The 20,178-nt window shown below is 43.6% G+C and carries 18 protein-coding genes and 1 pseudogene; 17 read left to right on the forward strand and 2 right to left on the reverse strand.

The window, feature by feature from the left end:
• Window positions 1-74: 74 nt before the first annotated feature.
• The 15 genes from ACTO17_RS02435 (at window position 75) to ACTO17_RS02505 (ending at window position 15,449) form a co-directional block, all read left to right on the forward strand.
• Window positions 75-749, forward strand: coding sequence for a response regulator transcription factor (locus ACTO17_RS02435; RefSeq protein WP_482556760.1), 675 nt, complete (start codon window positions 75-77; stop codon window positions 747-749).
• On the forward strand, window positions 746-1,987 hold the full coding sequence (locus tag ACTO17_RS02440; protein WP_482556761.1) for a sensor histidine kinase: 1,242 nt from the start codon (window positions 746-748) through the stop codon (window positions 1,985-1,987). Before ACTO17_RS02435 ends, ACTO17_RS02440 begins: the two co-directional genes overlap by 4 nt.
• A gap of 153 nt (window positions 1,988-2,140) precedes the next feature.
• Entirely contained in the window at window positions 2,141-2,767 is a 627-nt protein-coding gene (locus ACTO17_RS02445) for a polyphosphate polymerase domain-containing protein (protein ID WP_482556780.1), read from the forward strand.
• Between the two features lie 33 nt (window positions 2,768-2,800).
• Entirely contained in the window at window positions 2,801-3,472 is a 672-nt protein-coding gene (locus ACTO17_RS02450; protein WP_482556762.1) for a DUF4956 domain-containing protein, read from the forward strand.
• An 11-nt stretch (window positions 3,473-3,483) separates the two neighbouring features.
• Window positions 3,484-5,211, forward strand: coding sequence for a CotH kinase family protein (locus ACTO17_RS02455; protein WP_482556763.1), 1,728 nt, complete (start codon window positions 3,484-3,486; stop codon window positions 5,209-5,211).
• Between the two features lie 168 nt (window positions 5,212-5,379).
• Window positions 5,380-6,330, forward strand: coding sequence for an ABC transporter ATP-binding protein (locus ACTO17_RS02460; protein ID WP_482556764.1), 951 nt, complete (start codon window positions 5,380-5,382; stop codon window positions 6,328-6,330).
• Window positions 6,327-7,190: an ABC transporter permease gene (locus ACTO17_RS02465; RefSeq protein ID WP_172536115.1), complete on the forward strand. Its 864-nt coding sequence runs from the start codon at window positions 6,327-6,329 to the stop codon at window positions 7,188-7,190. The genes ACTO17_RS02460 and ACTO17_RS02465 overlap by 4 nt, the downstream gene beginning before the upstream one ends.
• The gene (locus ACTO17_RS02470; RefSeq protein WP_482556765.1) at window positions 7,190-8,638 is read left to right on the forward strand and encodes a Gldg family protein; all 1,449 of its coding nucleotides are present in this window, start codon (window positions 7,190-7,192) and stop codon (window positions 8,636-8,638) included. Before ACTO17_RS02465 ends, ACTO17_RS02470 begins: the two co-directional genes overlap by 1 nt.
• Window positions 8,625-10,022 (forward strand): DUF4340 domain-containing protein, encoded by a 1,398-nt coding sequence (locus ACTO17_RS02475; RefSeq protein WP_482556766.1) that lies wholly within the window; start codon window positions 8,625-8,627, stop codon window positions 10,020-10,022. The genes ACTO17_RS02470 and ACTO17_RS02475 overlap by 14 nt, the downstream gene beginning before the upstream one ends.
• Window positions 10,023-10,122: 100 nt before the next feature.
• Window positions 10,123-10,488 (forward strand): YccF domain-containing protein, encoded by a 366-nt coding sequence (locus ACTO17_RS02480; protein WP_482556767.1) that lies wholly within the window; start codon window positions 10,123-10,125, stop codon window positions 10,486-10,488.
• Between the two features lie 129 nt (window positions 10,489-10,617).
• Window positions 10,618-11,238, forward strand: a complete 621-nt coding sequence (gene rbr / locus ACTO17_RS02485) for a rubrerythrin (RefSeq protein ID WP_482556768.1) — start codon at window positions 10,618-10,620, stop codon at window positions 11,236-11,238.
• Window positions 11,239-11,395: 157 nt separating this feature from the next.
• Window positions 11,396-12,712: a trigger factor gene (tig, locus tag ACTO17_RS02490; protein ID WP_172536119.1), complete on the forward strand. Its 1,317-nt coding sequence runs from the start codon at window positions 11,396-11,398 to the stop codon at window positions 12,710-12,712.
• Between the two features lie 3 nt (window positions 12,713-12,715).
• Entirely contained in the window at window positions 12,716-13,573 is an 858-nt protein-coding gene (locus tag ACTO17_RS02495) for a YitT family protein (RefSeq protein ID WP_172536120.1), read from the forward strand.
• A gap of 58 nt (window positions 13,574-13,631) precedes the next feature.
• Complete coding sequence (locus ACTO17_RS02500; protein ID WP_172536121.1) at window positions 13,632-13,826, forward strand: hypothetical protein; 195 nt, start codon at window positions 13,632-13,634, stop codon at window positions 13,824-13,826.
• Window positions 13,827-13,880: 54 nt separating this feature from the next.
• Complete coding sequence (locus ACTO17_RS02505) at window positions 13,881-15,449, forward strand: AAA family ATPase (protein WP_482556769.1); 1,569 nt, start codon at window positions 13,881-13,883, stop codon at window positions 15,447-15,449.
• A gap of 88 nt (window positions 15,450-15,537) precedes the next feature.
• Here the strand turns inward: ACTO17_RS02505 and ACTO17_RS02510 are convergent, their stop codons facing one another.
• Entirely contained in the window at window positions 15,538-16,197 is a 660-nt protein-coding gene (locus ACTO17_RS02510) for an HAD family hydrolase (protein ID WP_482556770.1), read from the reverse strand.
• Between the two features lie 420 nt (window positions 16,198-16,617).
• Here ACTO17_RS02510 and ACTO17_RS02515 point away from each other — a divergent pair, with 420 nt between their 5' ends.
• Entirely contained in the window at window positions 16,618-19,536 is a 2,919-nt protein-coding gene (locus tag ACTO17_RS02515; protein ID WP_482556771.1) for a hypothetical protein, read from the forward strand.
• A 105-nt stretch (window positions 19,537-19,641) separates the two neighbouring features.
• Here the strand turns inward: ACTO17_RS02515 and ACTO17_RS02520 are convergent.
• Window positions 19,642-19,779 (reverse strand): annotated as a pseudogene (locus ACTO17_RS02520) (transposase); the annotation flags it as partial.
• A 125-nt stretch (window positions 19,780-19,904) separates the two neighbouring features.
• Between ACTO17_RS02520 and ACTO17_RS02525 the strand changes: the two are divergent.
• Entirely contained in the window at window positions 19,905-20,123 is a 219-nt protein-coding gene (locus ACTO17_RS02525) for a hypothetical protein (protein ID WP_482556772.1), read from the forward strand.
• Window positions 20,124-20,178: the final 55 nt, after the last annotated feature.

Genomic DNA, 20,178 nt, shown 5'->3' on the forward strand with positions numbered 1-20,178 from the left:
AAATGGTTGTCTAAGCCCCTTTTTTTAGTTTTAACTAAGTTATAGGCAATACTATATAATTGAGGTGATGTCTAATGAAGCTACTATATGCGGAAGATGAAATCAGTATGTCGGAAGCAGTAGTTGATGTACTGACATATCATAAATATAATGTTGATGCGGTGTACAATGGCGCGGATGCTTTAGCCTATGCTGAGGCCGAGCAGTACGACGGAATGATTCTTGATATAATGATGCCGGAATTGAGCGGACTTGAAGTGCTTGAACAGCTGCGAAAAAAAGGAAATAATACGCCGATTCTTTTGCTTACGGCAAAGGTGGAAATTGAGGACAGAATACAGGGGTTGGATATGGGGGCGGACGATTATCTGCCAAAGCCTTTTGCCATGGGGGAACTGCTTGCCCGTGTTCGTGCAATGCTTCGCCGTAAAGAAAACTTCACGCCTGATATTTTGAAGGTCGGTAATCTCACCTTAAATATGCAAAGCTATGAATTAAGCTGTAACGGTCAGTCTTTTGTGCTGCCTAAATTAGAATACCAACTTATGGAGCTTTTAATGCTGAATAAGGGGATTTATCTTTCCACTGAAGATTTGCTCACAAAAGTATGGGGATATGAGACCAATGCGGAACTGGGAACGGTTTGGGTATATATTTCCTATCTTCGCAAACGGCTGACAGCTCTTTCTGCTAATGTTGCGATACGGGTAAAACGAAATGTGGGATATACTTTGGAGATAGAGGGATGATGAAGGCGCTTCAGAAGAAATTTGTATTTACCGCTATGATTGCTGTTTCTATACTGCTGTTTATTTTACTTGGTATCATTAATATTGTAAACATTGCAATGGTTAGAACTGAAACGGATAAAACTTTGACTATGATTTCTGAAGCAGACGGCAATTTTGACCACATTCAGCCTCCGCCGAATTCTGCGCCGCCGTTTGATTTTCGAATAAAACCTAAAGATGAAAGAGATAAATTTTTATCTTCCAATTTTTTTATTGTCAGGTTAAATGGAAACGGACAGATTGTTTTTACCGATGTGAGCCGTACTTCTTTAGTTGATGAAGCGAGCGCAGAAGAACTTGCTTTAAGAGTTCTTGATGAAGGGACAAGTGTGGGAAAGGCGGGCAAATACCGATATCAAATCAGTAATTCCCATACGGGTAATGAAACAGTCATCGTTTTTCTTGACACTTCTGAAGAAATACTTTCCTATGTAAGAGTTCTGTTTCTTTCAGGCGGAATTGGGCTCTCTTGCTGGATTCTTATGTTGTTTATGGTGATGTTTCTTTCCAAAAAAGCTATTTTTCCGATTGTAGAGAACATGGAAAGGCAAAAACAATTTGTTACAAATGCAGGTCATGAAATTAAAACTCCCCTGGCTGTTATTCTTGCGAATACGGAAGCTATGGAGCTTTATAACGGCGAAAACAAATGGAGTAAGAATATCAGGGAACAAACGGTGAGATTAAACGGTTTAATGAAAAATCTGCTGCTTCTTGCAAAGATGGATGAAAGCGCTGCAGAAATTATTAAAACAGAAATTTCATTCAGTGAATTAGTCAGCGAAAATGTACGGGTTTTTGCAGAACCGCTTAATCTTCGCAGCATAACCTTACAGACTGAAATTCAACCAAATGTGATAATTAAAGCAAATAAGGAACAAATTTCACAATTAATCTCTATTTTGCTTGATAATGCTTCAAAATATACAAATAACAGGGGAACGGTAATTGTTAGGCTGCAAAAGAGCGATAAGCGTATCAAATTGCTGATAAAAAACAGCTGCGAAAAGTTACTTGATACGCCGCCTGATAAATTGTTTGACCGTTTCTATCGGGACGATAAGGCTCGTACGCAGAAAACAGGCGGTTACGGTATTGGATTATCAGTGGCAAGGTCTATTGTCCTGGCAAACAAAGGCAGTATTACCGCCGAGTATGAAAATCCGAATTTTGTCTCTTTTACGGTTACGCTGTAATTATCTTTTAAAAGACTTTACGATTTTTTCGTGAAGTCTTTTTTCTAAGCCAAAACTAAGGCAGTTTTTTTATAATATGCTCACAAAGTGAAGAAAGGGGGTGAAACAATGAAGTTTCGTCACGAATGGAAACACGAAATCAACCGTTCCGATATGCTTGCGCTTCGTTCAAGACTGCAGGCCGTTATGGTGATGGACGCACATGCCATAAACGGAACATACGAAATACGCAACTTGTATTTTGATAACTTAGAGGACAAGGCGCTGTCAGAAAAAATAAACGGCGTGAATATGCGTGGAAAATTTCGGGTTCGATATTACAACGGCGATCTGTCGTTTATCTTGCTTGAAAAGAAAAGCAAGATAAACGGTCTATGTCATAAAGAACAGGCACAGCTGTCCGCAGCTGAGGTGCAGGCGATTTCAGACTGCAGTATGGACATGTTCAGAGAAAGCGTAAATCCGCTGGTGCAGGAGTTGTATCTAAAAATGCAAACGCAGGGATTACAGCCCAAAACGATTGTCGAGTATACAAGAGAAGCGTTTGTGTATGCCCCCGGCAATGCGCGTGTTACTTTGGATTACAACATACGCACAGGAATTACGGGAACAGATTTTTTGAGGAATGATTGTGTTACGATTCCAGCAGGAGACGCGCCTGTTATCCTTGAAGTGAAGTGGGATGAATTTTTACCTTCGGTCATTCGGGATATTGTTCAGTTAAACGGCAGACACAGCTCGGCATTCTCCAAATACGCCGCCTGCCGAATTTACGGTTAATCTGAAAAATTATATTTCAAGGAGTGTTATACTATGACTTTTCAAGATATTTTTAAATCAAGCTTTTTGGAGAATATCTCCAGCGTAACTGTATTAGATATGGTCCTCGCATTAACGCTTGCTTTTGGCATCGGCATGTTTATCTTTTTGATATACAAAAAGACTTTTTCGGGAGTAATGTATTCGTCCTCATTCGGCGTTACTCTTGTTGCGCTTACGATGATTTCAACCCTTGTTATTTTAGCGGTAACATCGAATGTTGTGCTTTCTCTCGGTATGGTGGGTGCATTGTCTATCGTCCGTTTCCGTACTGCCATTAAAGAACCTCTTGATATTGCGTTCCTGTTCTGGTCCATTGCAGTCGGTATTGTTTTAGCGGCAGGAATGATTCCGCTAGCTGTATTCGGCAGCGTTGTAATCGGTATTGTTCTTTTAGTGTTGGCAAACAAGAAATCTCATCTTAATCCTTATATCGTTGTTATTCGCTGCGAAAATCACGACAGCGAAGTGAATGCTGTGGAATTTCTGAAGAAACAGGCAGGACGCTGCGTTTTGAAAAGCAAAACCGCACAAAAAGGTTTTGTTGAAGTGAATGCGGAAATTCGTATGAAGGAAGACAATACCGATTTTATCAATATTCTTTCTGAGATGAACGGTGTAAACAGTGCAGTTCTTGTAAGCTATAACGGCGATTATATGGGATAAGGGAGGTAATTATGTCAACGCACAAATATATTGATAAAATTTGCTGCGTCATTGTTGTTTTTTCCTTGATTTTAACTGCTCTTTTTATGAACGACAAATCTTTTGGAGTGGCGGAAGCTTCCAAAGTAAAGGGCTATGAAACCGGTCTGTTTGATACATCAAGGGTTCATACGATTGATATTGTTATGGACGATTGGGACAGTTTTATTGAGACCTGCACAAATGAGGAGTATGCCCTATGCTCCGTGGTTATTGATAATGAAGCATATAAAAACGTAGCGATTCGTGCAAAAGGAAATACCTCTTTAACACAAGTGGCCAGCTATGGGAATGACCGTTACAGCTTCAAAATCGAATTTGATCACTATGACAAGACAAAGAACTACTACGGTCTGGATAAATTGAGTTTGAATAACATCATACAGGATAACACCTATATGAAAGATTTTCTTTCTTATCAGATGATGCAGAAGCAGGGTGCAGACGCACCGCTTTGCAGCTATGTCAATATTATGGTAAACGGTGAGGACTGGGGTCTGTATTTAGCAGTTGAAAGTATTGAGGAAGCGTTCCTTGAACGAAATTACGGCAGTGACTACGGAGAATTATACAAGCCTGACAGTATGAGCATGGGCGGCGGCCGCGGTAACGGCAATAAGTTTGATATGGATGATTGGGCTGCCGAACTAAACGAAGAAACCACATCAGAAATGAAAGATACTTTGGAAAAGACGGACGATACGCAGCCTGCAGATAAAGGCAATCAGACAAACAATTTGACGCCGTCAAGAGGTCAAAACGGTATGCAGCCGCCAAGAGGTCAAAACGGTATGCAGCCGCCAGATGGCAAAGTGCCTGCTGAGGGAGAAATGCCGCAGCCGCCAAATGGTGAGCGCCCGGCGGACAGTGATTTTCAAGGCGGAAAAATGCCTGTTCAAGGCCCAGCAGGCGTCGGAATGGGCAGCGATGATGTAAAACTTATCTACTCTGACGATGAGTATGACAGTTATGCAAATATTTTTGATAATGCTAAGACGGATGTTACCGATGCAGATAAAGATCGTCTGATTGCGTCATTAAAACAGCTTAACAGCAACGAAAATATTGACGAGACTGTAAATATTGATGAAGTCATTCGGTATTTTGTAGTCCATAATTTCGTCTGTAATTTTGACAGCTACACGGGGCCGATGATTCATAATTACTACCTTTATGAAAAAGACGGGCAGCTTTCTATGATACCTTGGGATTATAACCTTGCTTTCGGCGGATTTCAAGATGTGAAAGACGCAACCTCTCTTGTCAACTATCCGATAGATTCTCCTGTTTTAAACGGAACAGCGGATTCCAGACCGATGCTTGCCTGGATTTTCAGTAATGAAAAATACACCGAGCTGTATCACAGATACTTTGCTGAATTTATCGAAACTTACTTTGACAGCGGATATTTTTCAGAAATGATTGATTCTACCAGAGAAATGATTGCACCTTTCGTAGAAAGCGATGCAACAAAATTCTGTACTTATGAGGAATTCCAGACAGGCGTTGATGTTCTGAAAGAATTTTGCTTACTCCGTGCAGAAAGTGTGAGCGGGCAGCTGGACGGTACGATTGCTTCTGACTCTGACGGACAGGCACAGAACAGCAGTTCATTGATTGACGCTTCCGCTCTCAACATTTCGGATATGGGTTCTATGGAACATGGCAAAGGCAGTGGAATGGATAAACCGAATCGTTAAAATGACGCGCCTCGGATGAACCGATGGATGTTGAAGGAAACGGAACCCAGCAAGAATAAAATGATAGTGACTTTTTTGTTCACAGATTTATCACCGCGATCTTTAGTCTGCCTTTAGCTTTATTTTTTAAAATGAAAAGCGTAATGAAAAGAAGCAAGGAGGGTTATTATGATCAGGGTGGAACATTTGACAAAATATTATGGCGATGTTATGGCGCTGAATGATTTGTCTTTTGAAATTGACGAGGGTCATGTATACGGATTCTTAGGGGCAAACGGTGCGGGAAAGTCGACCACAATGAATATTATGACGGGATGTTTGTCTGCTACGGATGGGAAAGTCAGCATTGATGGGTACGATATTTTTGAAAAACCGGAGAAAGCGAAGAAACTGATGGGCTATCTTCCGGAGCTGCCGCCGCTGTATATGAATGAAACCCCTGCGGAATACCTGAGGTTTGTAGGAGAGGCAAAGGGACTGAAAGGGGCAGAACTTAAGCGGCAGGTGGAGGAAGTAATGGAACAGACCAATATAGGAGGTATAAAGAATCGTCTGATTTCGGCGCTTTCCAAGGGCTACCGGCAAAGGGTGGGAATTGCTCAGGCATTGCTTGGAAATCCCAAAGTGATTATTTTAGATGAGCCCACCGTAGGTCTTGATCCCATTCAGATTATAGAAATCCGTGATTTAATCGGACAGCTTGGAGAGAACCATACGGTTATTTTAAGTTCCCATATTTTATCAGAAGTGCAGGCTATTTGTGAAAAAGTGCTGATTATTGCTCAGGGAAAACTGGTTGCTTTTGATACGCCGAGGAATCTTGAAAAGCTCATGCTGTCCTCCAATCAGGTATCATTTACGGCGGAAGCCTCTGTGGATGAGGCGTCAGAAATTATGGAGCGTATGGAGTTTGCTGAGGAATATCAGGTTGAAAAGAGAGAAGATGATGCGGTAAATATTTTTGTAAAAACAGATTCAGCCAATGTCAGGGATATCTGCAGGCAGATTTTTTTCGCTTTTGCAGATCAGGGCAATGCCATTATTGAGATGGAGGCAAAGAAAGCCAATCTGGAGGATGTGTTTATCGAACTCACAGAAGGAAGCGGGGTGGAAGAATGATTGCCGTGTGGAAACATGAACTGTCCAATTATTTTCATTCCCTGACAGCATATATTTTCTCAGCATTTTTGCTGGCGTTGGTAGGACTGGGCGCCATGCTTTACAATATTCAGTCGGCAGTGGCAAATTTTGAGTATGTTCTGAGCTTTGTCAGCCTTGGATTTGTGGTTATGATTCCGATTGTAACAATGCGTGTGGTGGCGGAGGAAAGGAAGCAGAAAACAGATCAGCTTTTGTATTCCCTTCCGCTGAAAACAACACATATTATTTTAGGAAAATATCTGGCGCTGTTGGTTGTATATCTGGCGCCCCTTCTGATTATTTCGTTTTATCCGCTGATTTTTGCTCAGTTTGGGGAAGTGTATCTTCCAACCTCTTTTGGTTCCCTGTTTGCTTTTTTTATGATGGGGGCGGCGTTGCTTGCTGTTGGCATATTTATTTCTTCTCTGACAGAAAATACAGGATTTGCCGCAGGTATTGCCATATCGGTTATTTTGCTGAATTATTACAGTGTTACTTTGGCAGAATATGTATCTTCTACCTCATTGGGTTCTGCAATTGCCTTTGCAGGAATAGCGGCAGTTCTTGGGTTTGTGGTCAGGTATGTCACAAAACATAATAGGCTGGCTTATGGAGTTGCAGTTGCCCTGTGTCTGGCGGTACTGGGAGTATATGCTTTGGACAGATCCAAATTTGAAGGGCTTTTGCCGGATATAATGACGAAATTATCACTGTTTGAACGTTTTTATAAATTTGTCAACGGTGTGTTTGACCTGACGGCAATTATTTATTACATCACAGTGATTGTATTTTTTCTGTTTTTGTCGGTGCAGTCCCTTGAGAAACGGAGGTACAATTGATGAAAAAAATAAAACTGCCAAATAAATCAGACCAGAGAACCCGGGGACGGATTGCATTTCTGGGAGGATCTTATTCTCTGGCGCTTACAGGAATTGTACTGGCAATTCTGGTTGCAGTTAATGTTCTTGCCGAGGCGCTTCCGGCTGCGCTTACTCAGTTTGATATCAGTTCCACGAAACTTTACTCTATTACCAGTAATACGAAAGCAGTGGTAAATGCGCTTAAAAAGGATGTGACCATCTATTGGGTGGTTCAGTCTGAGAAAGAGGACGATGTAATTTCTAACCTGTTGGAAAAGTATGAAAGCCTGTCAGAACGTATTGAGGTTGTGAAGAAAAATCCGGATGTATACCCCACATTTACCCAGCAGTATACGTCGGAAAGCGTGCCCAACAACAGTTTGATTGTGGAATGCGGGGAAAGCAGCCGCTACATCAGTTATAATGAAATTTATGTGACGGAAACAAGCATCTCGTCTTATTCCTATGAAACGTCTTTTGATGGTGAGGGAGCGATTACATCCGCAATTGATTACGTGATCAGTGAGGATCATCCGCAGCTTTATGTAACGGAGGGACATGGAGAGGCTGAAATGTCAGAGGTATTTTCCGAGCAGATCAGAAAACAGAATATAGAAGTGACCAGCTTTACTTTACTGAAGGAGGATACGGTTCCAAAAGAAGCTGATGTGGTTTTGATTTATGCGCCGACCAGTGATATTTCCAGGGAAGAAAAGGAAATGCTGTCGGAATATACAAAAAATGGAGGAAAACTGATGGTGTTGGCAGGCCCGACAGAAGAGGGAACCCTGGCCAATCTGTACAGTATTTTGAAGGAATATGATATTGAGGCAGAAGAGGGAGTTGTAGTGGAGGGAGACAGAGAGCGCTATGCGTTCCAACAGCCTTATATATTATTGCCCCATATGGCCGATCATGAGATTACCAATCCGCTGACTGAGGGAAATTATTACGCCATCATGCCGCTTGTTCAGGGAATGAAGGTCAATGACGCTTCGGGGGCAGTTACGGCGCTTTTGAGTACGTCAGACAAGGCGTTCAGCAAATCAGCAGGATATGATATTTCCACATATGAAAAAGAAGAAGGAGATGCGGATGGGCCCTTTGCGGCGGCAGTATCAGTGGATTGTGGGAATGACGGTCAGATTATATGGTTTGCCTCCTCGTATTTCCTCGATGAGCTGTATAATTCTTATTCTTCCGGCGCAAATCTGGATTTGGGAATGAACGCTCTGTCCGCAATGATTGGGGAGCGGGAGGCCTTGGCTATCCGAAGCAAATCCTTAAGCTATCAGTACCTTACCATAAATGAATCTACAGCTTCATATTTGAAGGTAATTATGATCGGCGTATTTCCGCTGATGTTTCTGGTGTATGGCATCTATGTGATTATAAGCAGAAGGAGGAAACAGAATGAACCGGTCTAAAAAAATATGTGTTTTACTGGCCCTTCTGATTGCAGTGTCTCTTGCGGCTTTTGGCGTCAGCCGTTACGAACAGCATAAGGAAGAAATCAAAAACAGTGATGAAGTGATACTGGAATTGAAAAATGAGGATGTAAAATCACTTTCCTGGGAATATGAGGAAACAAAACTGGCGTTCCATAAGGATGAAACATGGATGTATGACGACGATGAAACTTTTCCGGTAAGTAAAGATAAAGTGGAGCAGCTGCTTGGGGTGTTTGAGTCTTTCGGCGTTTCTTTTATTATCAAAAATGTGGAAGACTATGCCCAGTACGGACTGGATGATCCGGCCTGCAGCATCCGGATAGAAACAGACGACAAGACGTATGAAATTCTTCTGGGGGATTACAGCGTCATGGATGAAGAACGTTATGTATCCATCGGGGACGGCAATGTATATCTTGCATCCAGTGATCCAATGGAATTCTTTCAGCTTGAATTGAAAGATATGATTGAAAACGATAAGATTCCTTCTATAGATAAGGCGGAAGAAATTGTATTTGCGGGCAGTGAATCTTATAAAATTGTTTATCAGGAGGAAAGCGCTCATACTTATAATGAAGAAGATGTATATTTTGTCAAAGAGGATCAGTCGTATCTTCCGCTGGATACGTCTGCAGTGGAGCGTTATCTGTCATCTGTCAGCAGTCTGAGCGTCAGCAATTATGTGTCTTACCATGCAGAGGAAGAAGAACTTGCCCGTTACGGTCTGGATACGCCGGAACTTCAGATAACTGTGCAATATCCGGTTCTGAAGGAAGAGGGTGACGAAGAGGAAATCAAGTCTTTTGTGCTGAATCTGTCACGTTCTGCGGAAGAAAAGGCGAAAGAGAAAGACGGTGAAGAAGGGCAGGATTCAGCGCCCGCCTATTTCCGGGTGGGAGAATCCCGGATTATTTATGAAATCACCGGAGCAGAGTATGAAAGCCTGCTGGCTGCATCTTATAATGATCTGCGTCATCAACAAGTGATTTGGGCGGATTTTGCGGATGTGTATCAGGTGGATATTTCACTGGACGGACAGGATTATACCTTAAGTACAAAAGAAGAAAAGGATGAAACCATTTGGTATTATCAGGACAAGGAAATAGATATTGCAGATTTTCAAAGTGCGCTTTCCATGCTTACGGCATCTGAATTTACTGATAAAATGAACACGGAGAAAGAAGAAATCAGCCTGACGGTGTATCTTGGCGGTGAAAAGGATACTGAAGTTCAGATAAGCCTGTACCGGCAGGATGGAAGCAATTGTGCTGCAGCTGTGGATGGAACTCCGGTGTCCCTGGTAAACAGAAGCTATGCGGTGGATCTGGTAGAAGCAGTTCATGCCATTGTTTTGAATTAAGGCCGCAAATCCTGGTAAAATTCCTAAAAACCTATTCCATCCAGACAGCCGTTGGAGTATAATAAAGAAAAGATTCATGGATGAGAATAAGGAGGAAAAGATGGGCTGTTTGGGTAATTTGATCTGGTTTTTATGCGGCGGATTATGGCAGGGAATCTGCTGGATGGTTGCAGGGCTTTTGTGGTGCATTACGATTGTGGGGATTCCCATAGGGACCCAGTGTTTTAAGTTTGCGTCTCTGGCATTCTTTCCCTTTGGAAAAGAAGTAGAATATGGCGGAGGAACCTGGTCTGTGCTTGCAAATATTTTATGGCTGCTGATAAGCGGAATTCCGTTGGCTGTGTCTGCGGCCATAAACGGCATTTTACTGTGCTGTACCATTATAGGGATTCCTTTTGGAATCCAGTGTTTTAAAATCGCCAAGCTGGCTTTGATGCCCTTTGGGGCAATTGTGCGCTGCTGCTGATATGTGTTTCAAATATGCTCTGAAGCAGGCGGGAAGCCTGCATTGGCAGAACAAGTATAAAATTCTTTTTTCTGCACATTCTATTCCGGTAAATATTATGAGATTGGAAAAGAAAGGCAGGAAATTATTATGGCAGCAGACTTTAAACAGAGCGAAACCATGAAGAATCTGATGCGCGCATTTGCCGGAGAGAGCCAGGCCAGAAACCGTTATACTTTTGCAGCAGGCCAGGCCCATCAGCAGGGACTTTATGTGTTGGAGCAGATTTTCAAATTTACCGCAGACCAGGAAAAAGAGCATGCGGAAATCTTTTATAACCAGCTGAAGGAACTGGCCGGGGAAACCATTGCCATTGACGGAGCCTATCCGGTGGATTTAAGCCCGAATATGTCAGAGCTGCTGAAGATGGCGCAGCACAATGAGTACGAAGAACACGACGATGTGTATAAGAATTTCGGGGATAAGGCCCAGGAGGAAGGATTTGGCAAGGCAGCCATGAAGTTCCATAAGATTGCAGAAATTGAAAAAATGCACGGCGATCGTTTCGGGGCGTTTGCCAGACTTCTGGAAGATAATCAGTTATTTATCTCCAAAGTGGAAACAAAATGGATGTGTTTAAACTGCGGATATGTTTATGAGGGAACGGCGGCGCCCATGACCTGCCCTGTATGCGATCACGAACAGGGATGGTATGTGCGTCTGGAGCTTGCTCCTTACTGCGGCAAAACAGAGGGAGAAATGATACAATAGTACGTGGGAAGAACCCTCATATGAAGTCAGAAAAGCTGTTGGAAAAGGTTTCCGGCAGCTTTTTTTTAAAATATGATAATTTTCATGATTTTTTCACCGGCTTATGTTAAAATACGTTATTGAACCATAGAAAAAAGTTATTGGAGGTAATTTAACAATGAGAAGAAGGAAATATTTGGCCGTTGCGCTGATATTGTCAGGAGCTATGGCGTTTTCTGCCGGATGCGGAAATACGAAGAAGGGGACAGAGAATACAGCAAAACAGGACTCTGCCGGAGAGGACTCCGATGAAAGTACAAAGGAGCAGGGAGACGCAGAGAATGCTTATGATGACGTATTGAATTTTAAAGCAGAGGATTATGTGAAACTGGGAGATTATAAGAATCTGAAAGTACAGTATCCGGTGCCGGAGGTATTGGAAGAGGACGTTGAGTATGCAATTCAGGAATTGCAGGAAGAGAATAAGGAATACCGTGAAATTACTGACCGCCCTTCCAAAGAAGGAGACAGCGTCAATATTGATTATACCGGAGTGATGGACGGGGAGGAATTCGAAGGCGGAAGCGATACGGATTATGAACTTGTACTGGGGTCCGGAGATTTTCTGGAGGACTTTGAAAACAGTCTGATTGGTAAAAACAAAGGGGAAACCGTTACATTTCCATTAACTTTTCCGGAGGAATATTTTGACTCTGAGGCGGAAGGAAAACAGGCGGAATTTACCGTTACCATCAACAAAATCAGCGAGGTGATTGTGCCGGAATATACCGATGAATTTGTGGCGGAAGTGACAGATTACAAGACCATTGAGGAATATGAAGAATACATAAGGGGAGATTTGATTGCCACTGCCCAGGAGGAATCTGCTTCTGCATCCGGAGAGGACGCTTTGGCGATGGCGGTGGAAAATGCGGAGGTAGACGGTTATCCTCAGGAATTGTATGATTTCTACTATGATGAAACTGTGTCGGGGTACCAGTTCTATGCTTCTATGATGGGAATGGAATATGAGGAATTTTTAGAGCAGATGGGAGAAGGAGCAGTTGAGGACGCAGCGATTGCCCAGGTAAACGAATATCTGGTGGCTCAGGCCATTGCAGACAAGGAAGGACTGGCAGTTACCGAGGAAGGATACCAGGAGGAAGCCCAGGCATTGTTGGAAGAATACGAGTATGATACGGTGGAAGAACTGGAAGCAGATTATGGAAAAACTTCGATTATCACCCAGATTGTCCGCAGCAGAGTGGTTAATTTCCTCTATGAAAATGCGGATGTGGAAGAAGTTTCCCAGGATGAGTATTACGGAGAAGATGAAGAATTAGAAGAAGAATCTGACGATGGAGAATCAGAGGACGCAGAAGAATCTGGCGACGGAGAATCAGAGGACGCAGAAGAATCTGGCGACGGAGAATCAGAGGATGCAGAAGAATCTGGCGATGGTGAACTGGAATTGGAGTTAGACGGGGAAGAGTAAGAAATGAAAAAGAGTGTAAAATTGGCGCTGTTTGAATATGGGATGATTACCTTTGCGGCAGTTCTTTTGGTAATCGGAGTGTATTTTTTTAAATTTCCAAATCATTTTTCTTTTGGAGGTGTTACGGGCATGGCGGTTGTATTCAGCGCCGTGACCCCGTTCAGCGCCGGAACAATTAACTTTGTGATCAATATGGCTCTGCTGGTTGTGGGATTTGCCTGCTTCGGCAGGGAATTTGGGGCGAAAACGGTATATGTAAGCGTGCTGATGTCCTTAGGTTTAAGCGGACTGGAAAAATACTATCCTATGGCGCGTCCCATGACAAATGAGCCGGTGCTGGAGCTTGTGTTTGCCATTGTGCTTCCGGCTTTAAGCTCCGCTATCCTGTTTAATATCGGGGCCAGCGGCGGAGGCACTGACATTATTGCAATGGTTTTGAAAAAGCACAGTACGGTAAATATCGGAACGGCTTTGTTTCTGGTGGATTTGATGATTACCGTGGCAGCCTGCTTTATCTTTGACGCAGCCACAGGTTTATTTTCTTTCTGCGGCCTGATGGCAAAATCCCTGGTGATAGATACCGCCATTGAAAGCATTAATCTGTGTAAATATTTTACAATTGTCTGTGACGATCCGGAGCCCATCTGCGATTTTATTCATGAGAAGCTGACCCGCAGCGCTACGATTTTTGAAGGAGAAGGTACGTATACCCATCATAAGAAATATATCATATTAACTGTGATGAAACGGGGACAGGCAGTACAGCTCAGGAATTATATCAGATGGAATCAGCCCGGAGCGTTTATGATGATTACAAACAGCAGCGAGATTATCGGAAAAGGATTTAGGGGACTGGATTAACCGGTAGCTTGAACCGGTGAAAATACAGTCTGCGGATTCAAAAAGGGGGCAGGAGAAGATGAATCTATTGAATTACCTGGCAACTGCATTGAGCATTTCTGCAGTTATGACGATTATTCCTTTTATTCTGGGTTACCGGAATAAAGGGAATGAGGCGAAGCGGAAATATTACTGGAAAATGAGCTGCCTGTTCGGCGGAATTACTGTGGCGCTTGGCATAGCGGCTTTGGTATTGATGCTTCCGTTTTTTTAGCGGAAGGGGGAAGGTCTGTGGGGATTATCAAAACAGACGGAAAGGAGAAATGGGATGGGCTTATATTTAAATCCGGATAACACCGCATTTCGGCAGGCGGTTCTGGATGAAATTTATATTGATAAGACGGAATTGATCTCACTTATGAATAAAAAACTGAATAAATCAAGGGTGAAAAATGTCTGTGTGAGCCGTCCCCGCCGTTTTGGAAAGTCCATGGCTGCAGATATGCTCACAGCATATTATAGCAAAGGCTGTGATTCCAGAAAGCTATTTGCCGGAAAAAAAGTAGAGCAGACGGAGTTATTTGAGCTTCATTTAAACAGCCATGACGTGATACGGTTGGATATTCAGAGATTTTTATTTGAGAAGTCACATCTTGATATTTTTATAGATAAGATCCAGGAAGCTGTAATTCGGGAACTGGAACCTGAGTATGGAGATTATTTCTGTGTAGATCAATATGGACTGCCTGGTGTATTGGGACAAATTTATGCACATTCAGGAAAAGGTTTTGTTTTTATTATTGATGAATGGGATTGTGTGTTCCGTTTTGCAAAGGAGCGGAAGGAAATACAGAAAGCTTATCTGGATTTTTTGCGGGGACTTTTTAAAGGAGCAGAATATGTAGAATTAGCTTATATGACAGGAATTCTTCCCATTAAAAAATATGGGGATCATTCAGCAATCAATATTTTTGATGAATATTCTATGATAGATCCGAAAAATTTGGGAGAATATTTTGGATTTACAAAAGAAGAAGTGCAAAGCCAGTGTGAACGGCACGGAATTGATTTCACGGAAGTGGAAAAATGGTATGACGGTTATCAGGCAGGAGAAATTCATGTTTACAACCCCAAATCGGTTGTGGATGTGCTGACCTGGAAGAAATTCAGAAGCTATTGGACAGGAACAGAAACCTACGAAGCATTAAAGGGATATATTGAACAGAATTTCGATGGATTGAGAGAAGCTGTCATTGCGATGCTTGGCAACGGACGGTGCAGGATCAATCCGCGGAAATTTCAAAATGATATGACGTCGTTTTCATCTAAGGATGATATATTAACGCTTTTGGTGCATCTGGGATATTTAACATTTGATGAATCAACAGAAGAGGTTTATATCCCAAATCAGGAGGTGTCTCAGGAGTTTTTGAATGCAATAGAAGGAGAAGAGTGGGAGGGAATTGCAGAGGCAGTTGAGAGATCCTTTTCTCTATTAAAAAGCACATGGGAGATGGAGGGAAAAAAGGTAGCTGAGTGTATGGAAGCGATTCATAATGAAACATCTTCCATTCTGAAATACAATGATGAGAATTCCCTTAAATGTGCCATACTTATTGCCTATTTTAGCGCAAGAGCATATTATCTTCCGCCTAATCTGGAATTACCATCAGGAAAAGGGTTTGCGGATGTTGTGTACCTTCCCCGAAGGAATGTAAAATGTCCGGCTCTGTTAATTGAGTTAAAGTGGAACAGATCAGCCGAAGGGGCAATTGCACAGATTAAGGAGAAACGATATACTGATTGGCTTAGAGCATATACAGGAGATATTTTGTTGGTTGGCATCAATTATGATGCAGATAGAAAAGTGCATGAATGCATCATCGAAAAAATGTAGTGTTCTACCGCATTTATTCCCAGGAATCCATCGCCGCTGTTTCCCTGAGAATAAATGCACACATTCCTGCTACAGTAAGCGTCTGTTTTTACAAATCTGCAAGAATCTCCCAGATATCATCCATTGTATCCGCAATCCGTTTTGCGCCGTTCTGAAGCAGAAACTCCCGGTCCCTGAATCCCCAGCTAACGCTGATACAGGGAATTCCCGCATTCTCTGCTGTAGCCAAATCCACATCGGAATCTCCCACATAGACGCAGGATGCTGCTTTAGAGCCCAGTTCTTTCATGGCGGCAAACACCGTATCCGGCGCAGGTTTTTTGGCAACTTCCGGTGATTCCCCGATGGCGGCGGTAATATAAGGAGTAAAGAAATCTTCGCAGAGTCCTTTCACCGCCAGGTCGAATTTGTTGGATACCACCGCCAGTTTATAGCCTCTGTCAGCGGCATTTTTCAGAAATTCCATCACACCTTTAAACGGCCGGGTGCAGTCTTTTTTATGAATCGCATAATGTTCCTGGAAATCTTCCAGGCAGTCCTCGTACTGCGGAAAATTCCGTCCCTGGGGAATGGCCCGTTCTATCAGCAGGGCAACGCCGTTTCCTACCATCTGGCGCACACTGTCCTCCGAATGGGAGGATAACCCATAGCGGGCCATGGCGTAATTGACGCTGTTTGTCAAATCTGTCAATGTATCCAGTAAAGTTCCGTCTAAGTCAAAAATAATCGTATCAATTTTCTGCGGCATATGATCGCTCCTTTGTCTGTTTTCCTGTATAGTTCCCTGATTTTTATCACATTTCAACAGTTACCATTTTATACCTGCCAAAAGAAATCTGCAAGAAAAACCTTTGTGCGTTTACAGAGGTTTTCCGGTGTGATAGAATATACCCAGATGCTTTTATTGCTCCGGCGGTTAAATATCACAGCATCTCACTTGTCTAAACCTCCATCTGCTGCGATATTCAACCGCCGGGGTAATATATGATTGGGAAGGAGAGCGGTAACATGTGGGGAAAATTTGAAATTAAGATAAAACTGCCTGTGGCGGAGACTATACTCCAAAGCAGCAGCCGGGAGAAAACTGGCAGGGCGGTATCAGGGTTATGAGAATCTGCAGGCAGAACGGAGTACCCAGAGAGATGATCAGAAAGGCGAGGTGTTTGAAATGATCTTACTGAAAGCAAACAGTGAGTTAAACAATATATTCAGCCGGATGCTGAAAACTATGGATGTTAATGTGGTATGGACAGGAAATATTGTGGTATTGAACAATTTTCTGATTTTATCGGGAAAAGTCCGATCCCTGATTTTTAATTTTGACAACCGGAAAATTATGACCAATGTCATTGAACTGCCGGACAAGGAAGAAGATATGGAGCCGGTGGGAGAGAACCAGACGCTGACCAATGTATTGAATATGACGCTGTACGCATTTGGAAAATGGGGCTCCATCCGGGGGCTGAAGGTGGACAAAGACTACAGTCAGTTGAATGCGTTGTTTTATGCGATTTTGAAGGATATGAAAATTATTCCGGGGTATCGGGACGATAATTTCCGGTTTTACAAAGATAATATTCAGATGACCTTTGAAGAGGTGGTTAAGGCTGCCATGGAGGAAGGAAAGCGTAAGCCCCAGGAGGTCAAAGAAGAAAAACAGGAAGAGGAGCCGGAGGAAAAAGGACTGGGGCTGTGGCATAAGGTACGCTGGAGCCTGACCAAAGCCACCTTCCATAAAAGCGAAATTTCAGCATATGAGCGCAAGGCTTCCCGGGTTGGAAATAATTTCTACATAAACGGCTATCAGTGCCCGGAATGCGCAAGGAAGCTGTATATGGCAATTTATCCCCAGGGAAAGGAATTCCCCATTGAGACGGAAGAGGGGGGCGTGTACCTGGCCCGAAGCTATACCTGCGACAACTGCAACCTTTTCTACACGCCAAGACCCGGGAAGCTGCTTCGGGAAGGGGATAATTATACCATGAAATTCGGCGGCGACCGGGACGCCTATGAGGATTACCGGGAGCTGTTAGGCCGGGATGCAGAGCGGACCTCCAACTGCAATTTTAATGAATTTGCGTCTCAGCGGGGCAGACATGCCATGCCGCCCATTGAAGAGGCATGTGCGGATATGGAGCATATGTCTGAGGAAGAACTGCATAGTATAGAAGAAAAGATTGATGAAAATTTCTTCCCTCTGATGCAGGCAGAGCCGTTCCGTGAGAAAATCCAGGAACTGCTGAAAGCCAGAAAGGAAGCCCAGGAAGAGAAAAAGAAGAAAAAGAAACCAGAACAGGAAGCAGAATCATCAAAAGCGGAGGGAGCTGCGGAAACAGCTGAGAAGGATTCCGAAGTAAAATCCCAGGGACAGGCAATGCAGCATTCCGAAACGCCCATGGATCATTCCGGCTTGGAATCCTCCGAGCAGCCCCAGAGTCCCAATAAAGACTGGTACAGGCCCAAGGATGCCGGCCGGAAATCCTTCGGACAGACGGAGGGAGCTGCCGGGGCCCAGGCTTCAGGCGATGATACAGATGCTTTAGGGAAGCCGGAAAAGAAAAAGGGATTTTTCGGAAAACGGAATACAAAAGAAAAACCGGAACGGGATGTTCCCGAAAAAGACATGGATGCTTCTTTAAAAGGCGCCGGAAAACAGGATGATCCCAGAGATCCCAATGGAATTGAGGCGGAACTGGAAGCGGAATTTGCAGAGAGCAACGGCAGCCTGTCTGTGAAAGAGAAATACGACGCCCGTATGCGGAAACTGGATCGCATGTCCATGTGGCAGCTGCGGAGACTGCGGGAGCAGGTGAAGGATGACGAGCGTCTGGACTGGGTGGACAAGGAGAAATATGAGAAGCTGCTGCGGCAGGCCGCTTACCAGAAAGGGGCCGAAGAGGTACGCAAGAAAGCGGAATATGCCATGACCCAGTCATACGCAGTCATCAAACGGGTCATGGATGAAATTGACCAGTCAGAATGCCCGGAGCTGATTAAAAAAGAGATGTTGGAGGCCCTGGGAGAAGTAAAGAAAAAGCGGGGACAGGAGGAAGCGGCGGATCTGATTGCCCGCGTACCGGAAAATATGACAAGAAGCCAGTACCGGACGTTCCGCGATAAATTAAACCAGTATGACGGAGAAGATATATCGGTCTATAATGAAGTACTGGAAGGCGCCAGAAGGCTGACAGAGAAGCGGGAAATTGCCGGGATGCTGAAACGTGCGGCAGGCGCCGACCGCCGGGGGCTGATGCAGATGCTTACGAAGCTTCGCGAAGATGGTTTTCTTCCGGAACAGGCGGAGCCTGCCATCAGGGAGATAGAGGGCAGAGTGATGGCCATGGATCAGAAGGTGATTGATAAAATGTGCCCCAACATCCCCCTGATGTCCTTTGACGAAGCAGCCAGCGCTTATGAGAAAATTGAGGGCGGAGTGTTCCTGCCGGAAATCAAGACCAACACACTGGAAATGATAGACAAGCGCCTGACAAAGCTGAAAATGGATGAATGCGGGCTTCTGGTGGAAAAGCTCAAGGATGCATTAAGCGGAAGAATCAGCGATACAGAACGGCTTCATTTCTACGAGGTGCGCAAAATTATGCGGGGCGACTGGGCGCCCAGAGAAGCGGAGCTGGCGGCAAGAGCCTTGAATACTTACGCCCAGGAACGGGACCGTTATGAGTTTCCAATCCTGATCTGTGATGCTTCTGCCAAGAAAAACGGACGAGACGGCTTCATTCTGACGCCGGAGCATATTTTCTATAACAGCATGTTCAGCAGCGAGATGATCCCCATCCGGTCAGTAACAGGAATCGAAGGAAATACAGGGCTTTTGTCCAAAGGAATCTATGTGAAGCGGGGAAATGGAAAGAAAACCAAGATTCCGGGAGGAATCTCCTCCAAGGAACTGAAAGAATTCGGGGAGGTTCTGGGAGAATTTGTATCCTATCTGCAGGAAAAGCCGGAGTCTCGAAGCATTGCTTATCTTTCCAAGGAAAAGCATGACGTGAAATGCTGCTATCGCTGCGGGTACACCTATCGGGGAGGAAATACCTGTCCCAAGTGCGGGAATCAGGCGAATCAGTAAACACAGGATGAGTCTGAGAATTTATCTGGCCATTTAATAAGTTGGAATTGTAACCCATAACAGTATCTGTTATTTGAATCAGAAAGACGGGAACTGTTGTGGGTTATTTTTTGTCTTGGTCACTTTCCGGTACTGGCGGTTCAGCCCTTTTATGATTTTTGTAGTATACATGATCCTGCGGATATTATCAGGGAACTGGAAAAAGGAACTGACGTATTTGAATGAATTACGCAGCATGTGAATGGCGTATCATTCAATAAACCAACGAGTAATCACCCTTGAATACAGGATGGCTTTTTTGTATAATGAAACCAAGATAGCACTTGATTATTTTCCCGCTGTGAAAGCGGGGATGAAAGGAAGAAGGAATGGAAAAAACAGAGATTGCGAAACATACGATTAAAGACAGCATTTTCACAAATTTATTTCAGGATAAAAAATACTTGATTCAGTTATACCGGGCACTCCACCCAGAAGATACAGAAACTACGGAAGATGAATTGAAAGACATTACGATTAAAAACATATTGGTGGATGCTTGCTATAATGATTATTCCGATTTTCTGATTATTCCGATTTTAACATAGGCAGACTGGGAAAAGCAATATATTCCGCATTCCCAGCCTGAAATTTTTCCAAAAG

This window comes from Petralouisia sp. (genome assembly GCF_056822245.1).

What these genes read in the sequence shown, in the direction of transcription:
- ACTO17_RS02435 (WP_482556760.1), top strand. Translation starts at nt 75, where the DNA reads ATGAAGCTACTATATGCGGAAGATGAAATCAGTATGTCGGAAGCAGTA.
- ACTO17_RS02440 (WP_482556761.1), top strand. Translation starts at nt 746, where the DNA reads ATGATGAAGGCGCTTCAGAAGAAATTTGTATTTACCGCTATGATTGCT.
- ACTO17_RS02445 (WP_482556780.1), top strand. Translation starts at nt 2,141, where the DNA reads ATGCTTGCGCTTCGTTCAAGACTGCAGGCCGTTATGGTGATGGACGCA.
- ACTO17_RS02450 (WP_482556762.1), top strand. Translation starts at nt 2,801, where the DNA reads ATGACTTTTCAAGATATTTTTAAATCAAGCTTTTTGGAGAATATCTCC.
- ACTO17_RS02455 (WP_482556763.1), top strand. Translation starts at nt 3,484, where the DNA reads ATGTCAACGCACAAATATATTGATAAAATTTGCTGCGTCATTGTTGTT.
- ACTO17_RS02460 (WP_482556764.1), top strand. Translation starts at nt 5,380, where the DNA reads ATGATCAGGGTGGAACATTTGACAAAATATTATGGCGATGTTATGGCG.
- ACTO17_RS02465 (WP_172536115.1), top strand. Translation starts at nt 6,327, where the DNA reads ATGATTGCCGTGTGGAAACATGAACTGTCCAATTATTTTCATTCCCTG.
- ACTO17_RS02470 (WP_482556765.1), top strand. Translation starts at nt 7,190, where the DNA reads ATGAAAAAAATAAAACTGCCAAATAAATCAGACCAGAGAACCCGGGGA.
- ACTO17_RS02475 (WP_482556766.1), top strand. Translation starts at nt 8,625, where the DNA reads ATGAACCGGTCTAAAAAAATATGTGTTTTACTGGCCCTTCTGATTGCA.
- ACTO17_RS02480 (WP_482556767.1), top strand. Translation starts at nt 10,123, where the DNA reads ATGGGCTGTTTGGGTAATTTGATCTGGTTTTTATGCGGCGGATTATGG.
- rbr (WP_482556768.1), top strand. Translation starts at nt 10,618, where the DNA reads ATGGCAGCAGACTTTAAACAGAGCGAAACCATGAAGAATCTGATGCGC.
- tig (WP_172536119.1), top strand. Translation starts at nt 11,396, where the DNA reads ATGAGAAGAAGGAAATATTTGGCCGTTGCGCTGATATTGTCAGGAGCT.
- ACTO17_RS02495 (WP_172536120.1), top strand. Translation starts at nt 12,716, where the DNA reads ATGAAAAAGAGTGTAAAATTGGCGCTGTTTGAATATGGGATGATTACC.
- ACTO17_RS02500 (WP_172536121.1), top strand. Translation starts at nt 13,632, where the DNA reads ATGAATCTATTGAATTACCTGGCAACTGCATTGAGCATTTCTGCAGTT.
- ACTO17_RS02505 (WP_482556769.1), top strand. Translation starts at nt 13,881, where the DNA reads ATGGGCTTATATTTAAATCCGGATAACACCGCATTTCGGCAGGCGGTT.
- ACTO17_RS02510 (WP_482556770.1), bottom strand. Translation starts at nt 16,197, where the DNA reads ATGCCGCAGAAAATTGATACGATTATTTTTGACTTAGACGGAACTTTA.
- ACTO17_RS02515 (WP_482556771.1), top strand. Translation starts at nt 16,618, where the DNA reads ATGATCTTACTGAAAGCAAACAGTGAGTTAAACAATATATTCAGCCGG.
- ACTO17_RS02525 (WP_482556772.1), top strand. Translation starts at nt 19,905, where the DNA reads ATGGAAAAAACAGAGATTGCGAAACATACGATTAAAGACAGCATTTTC.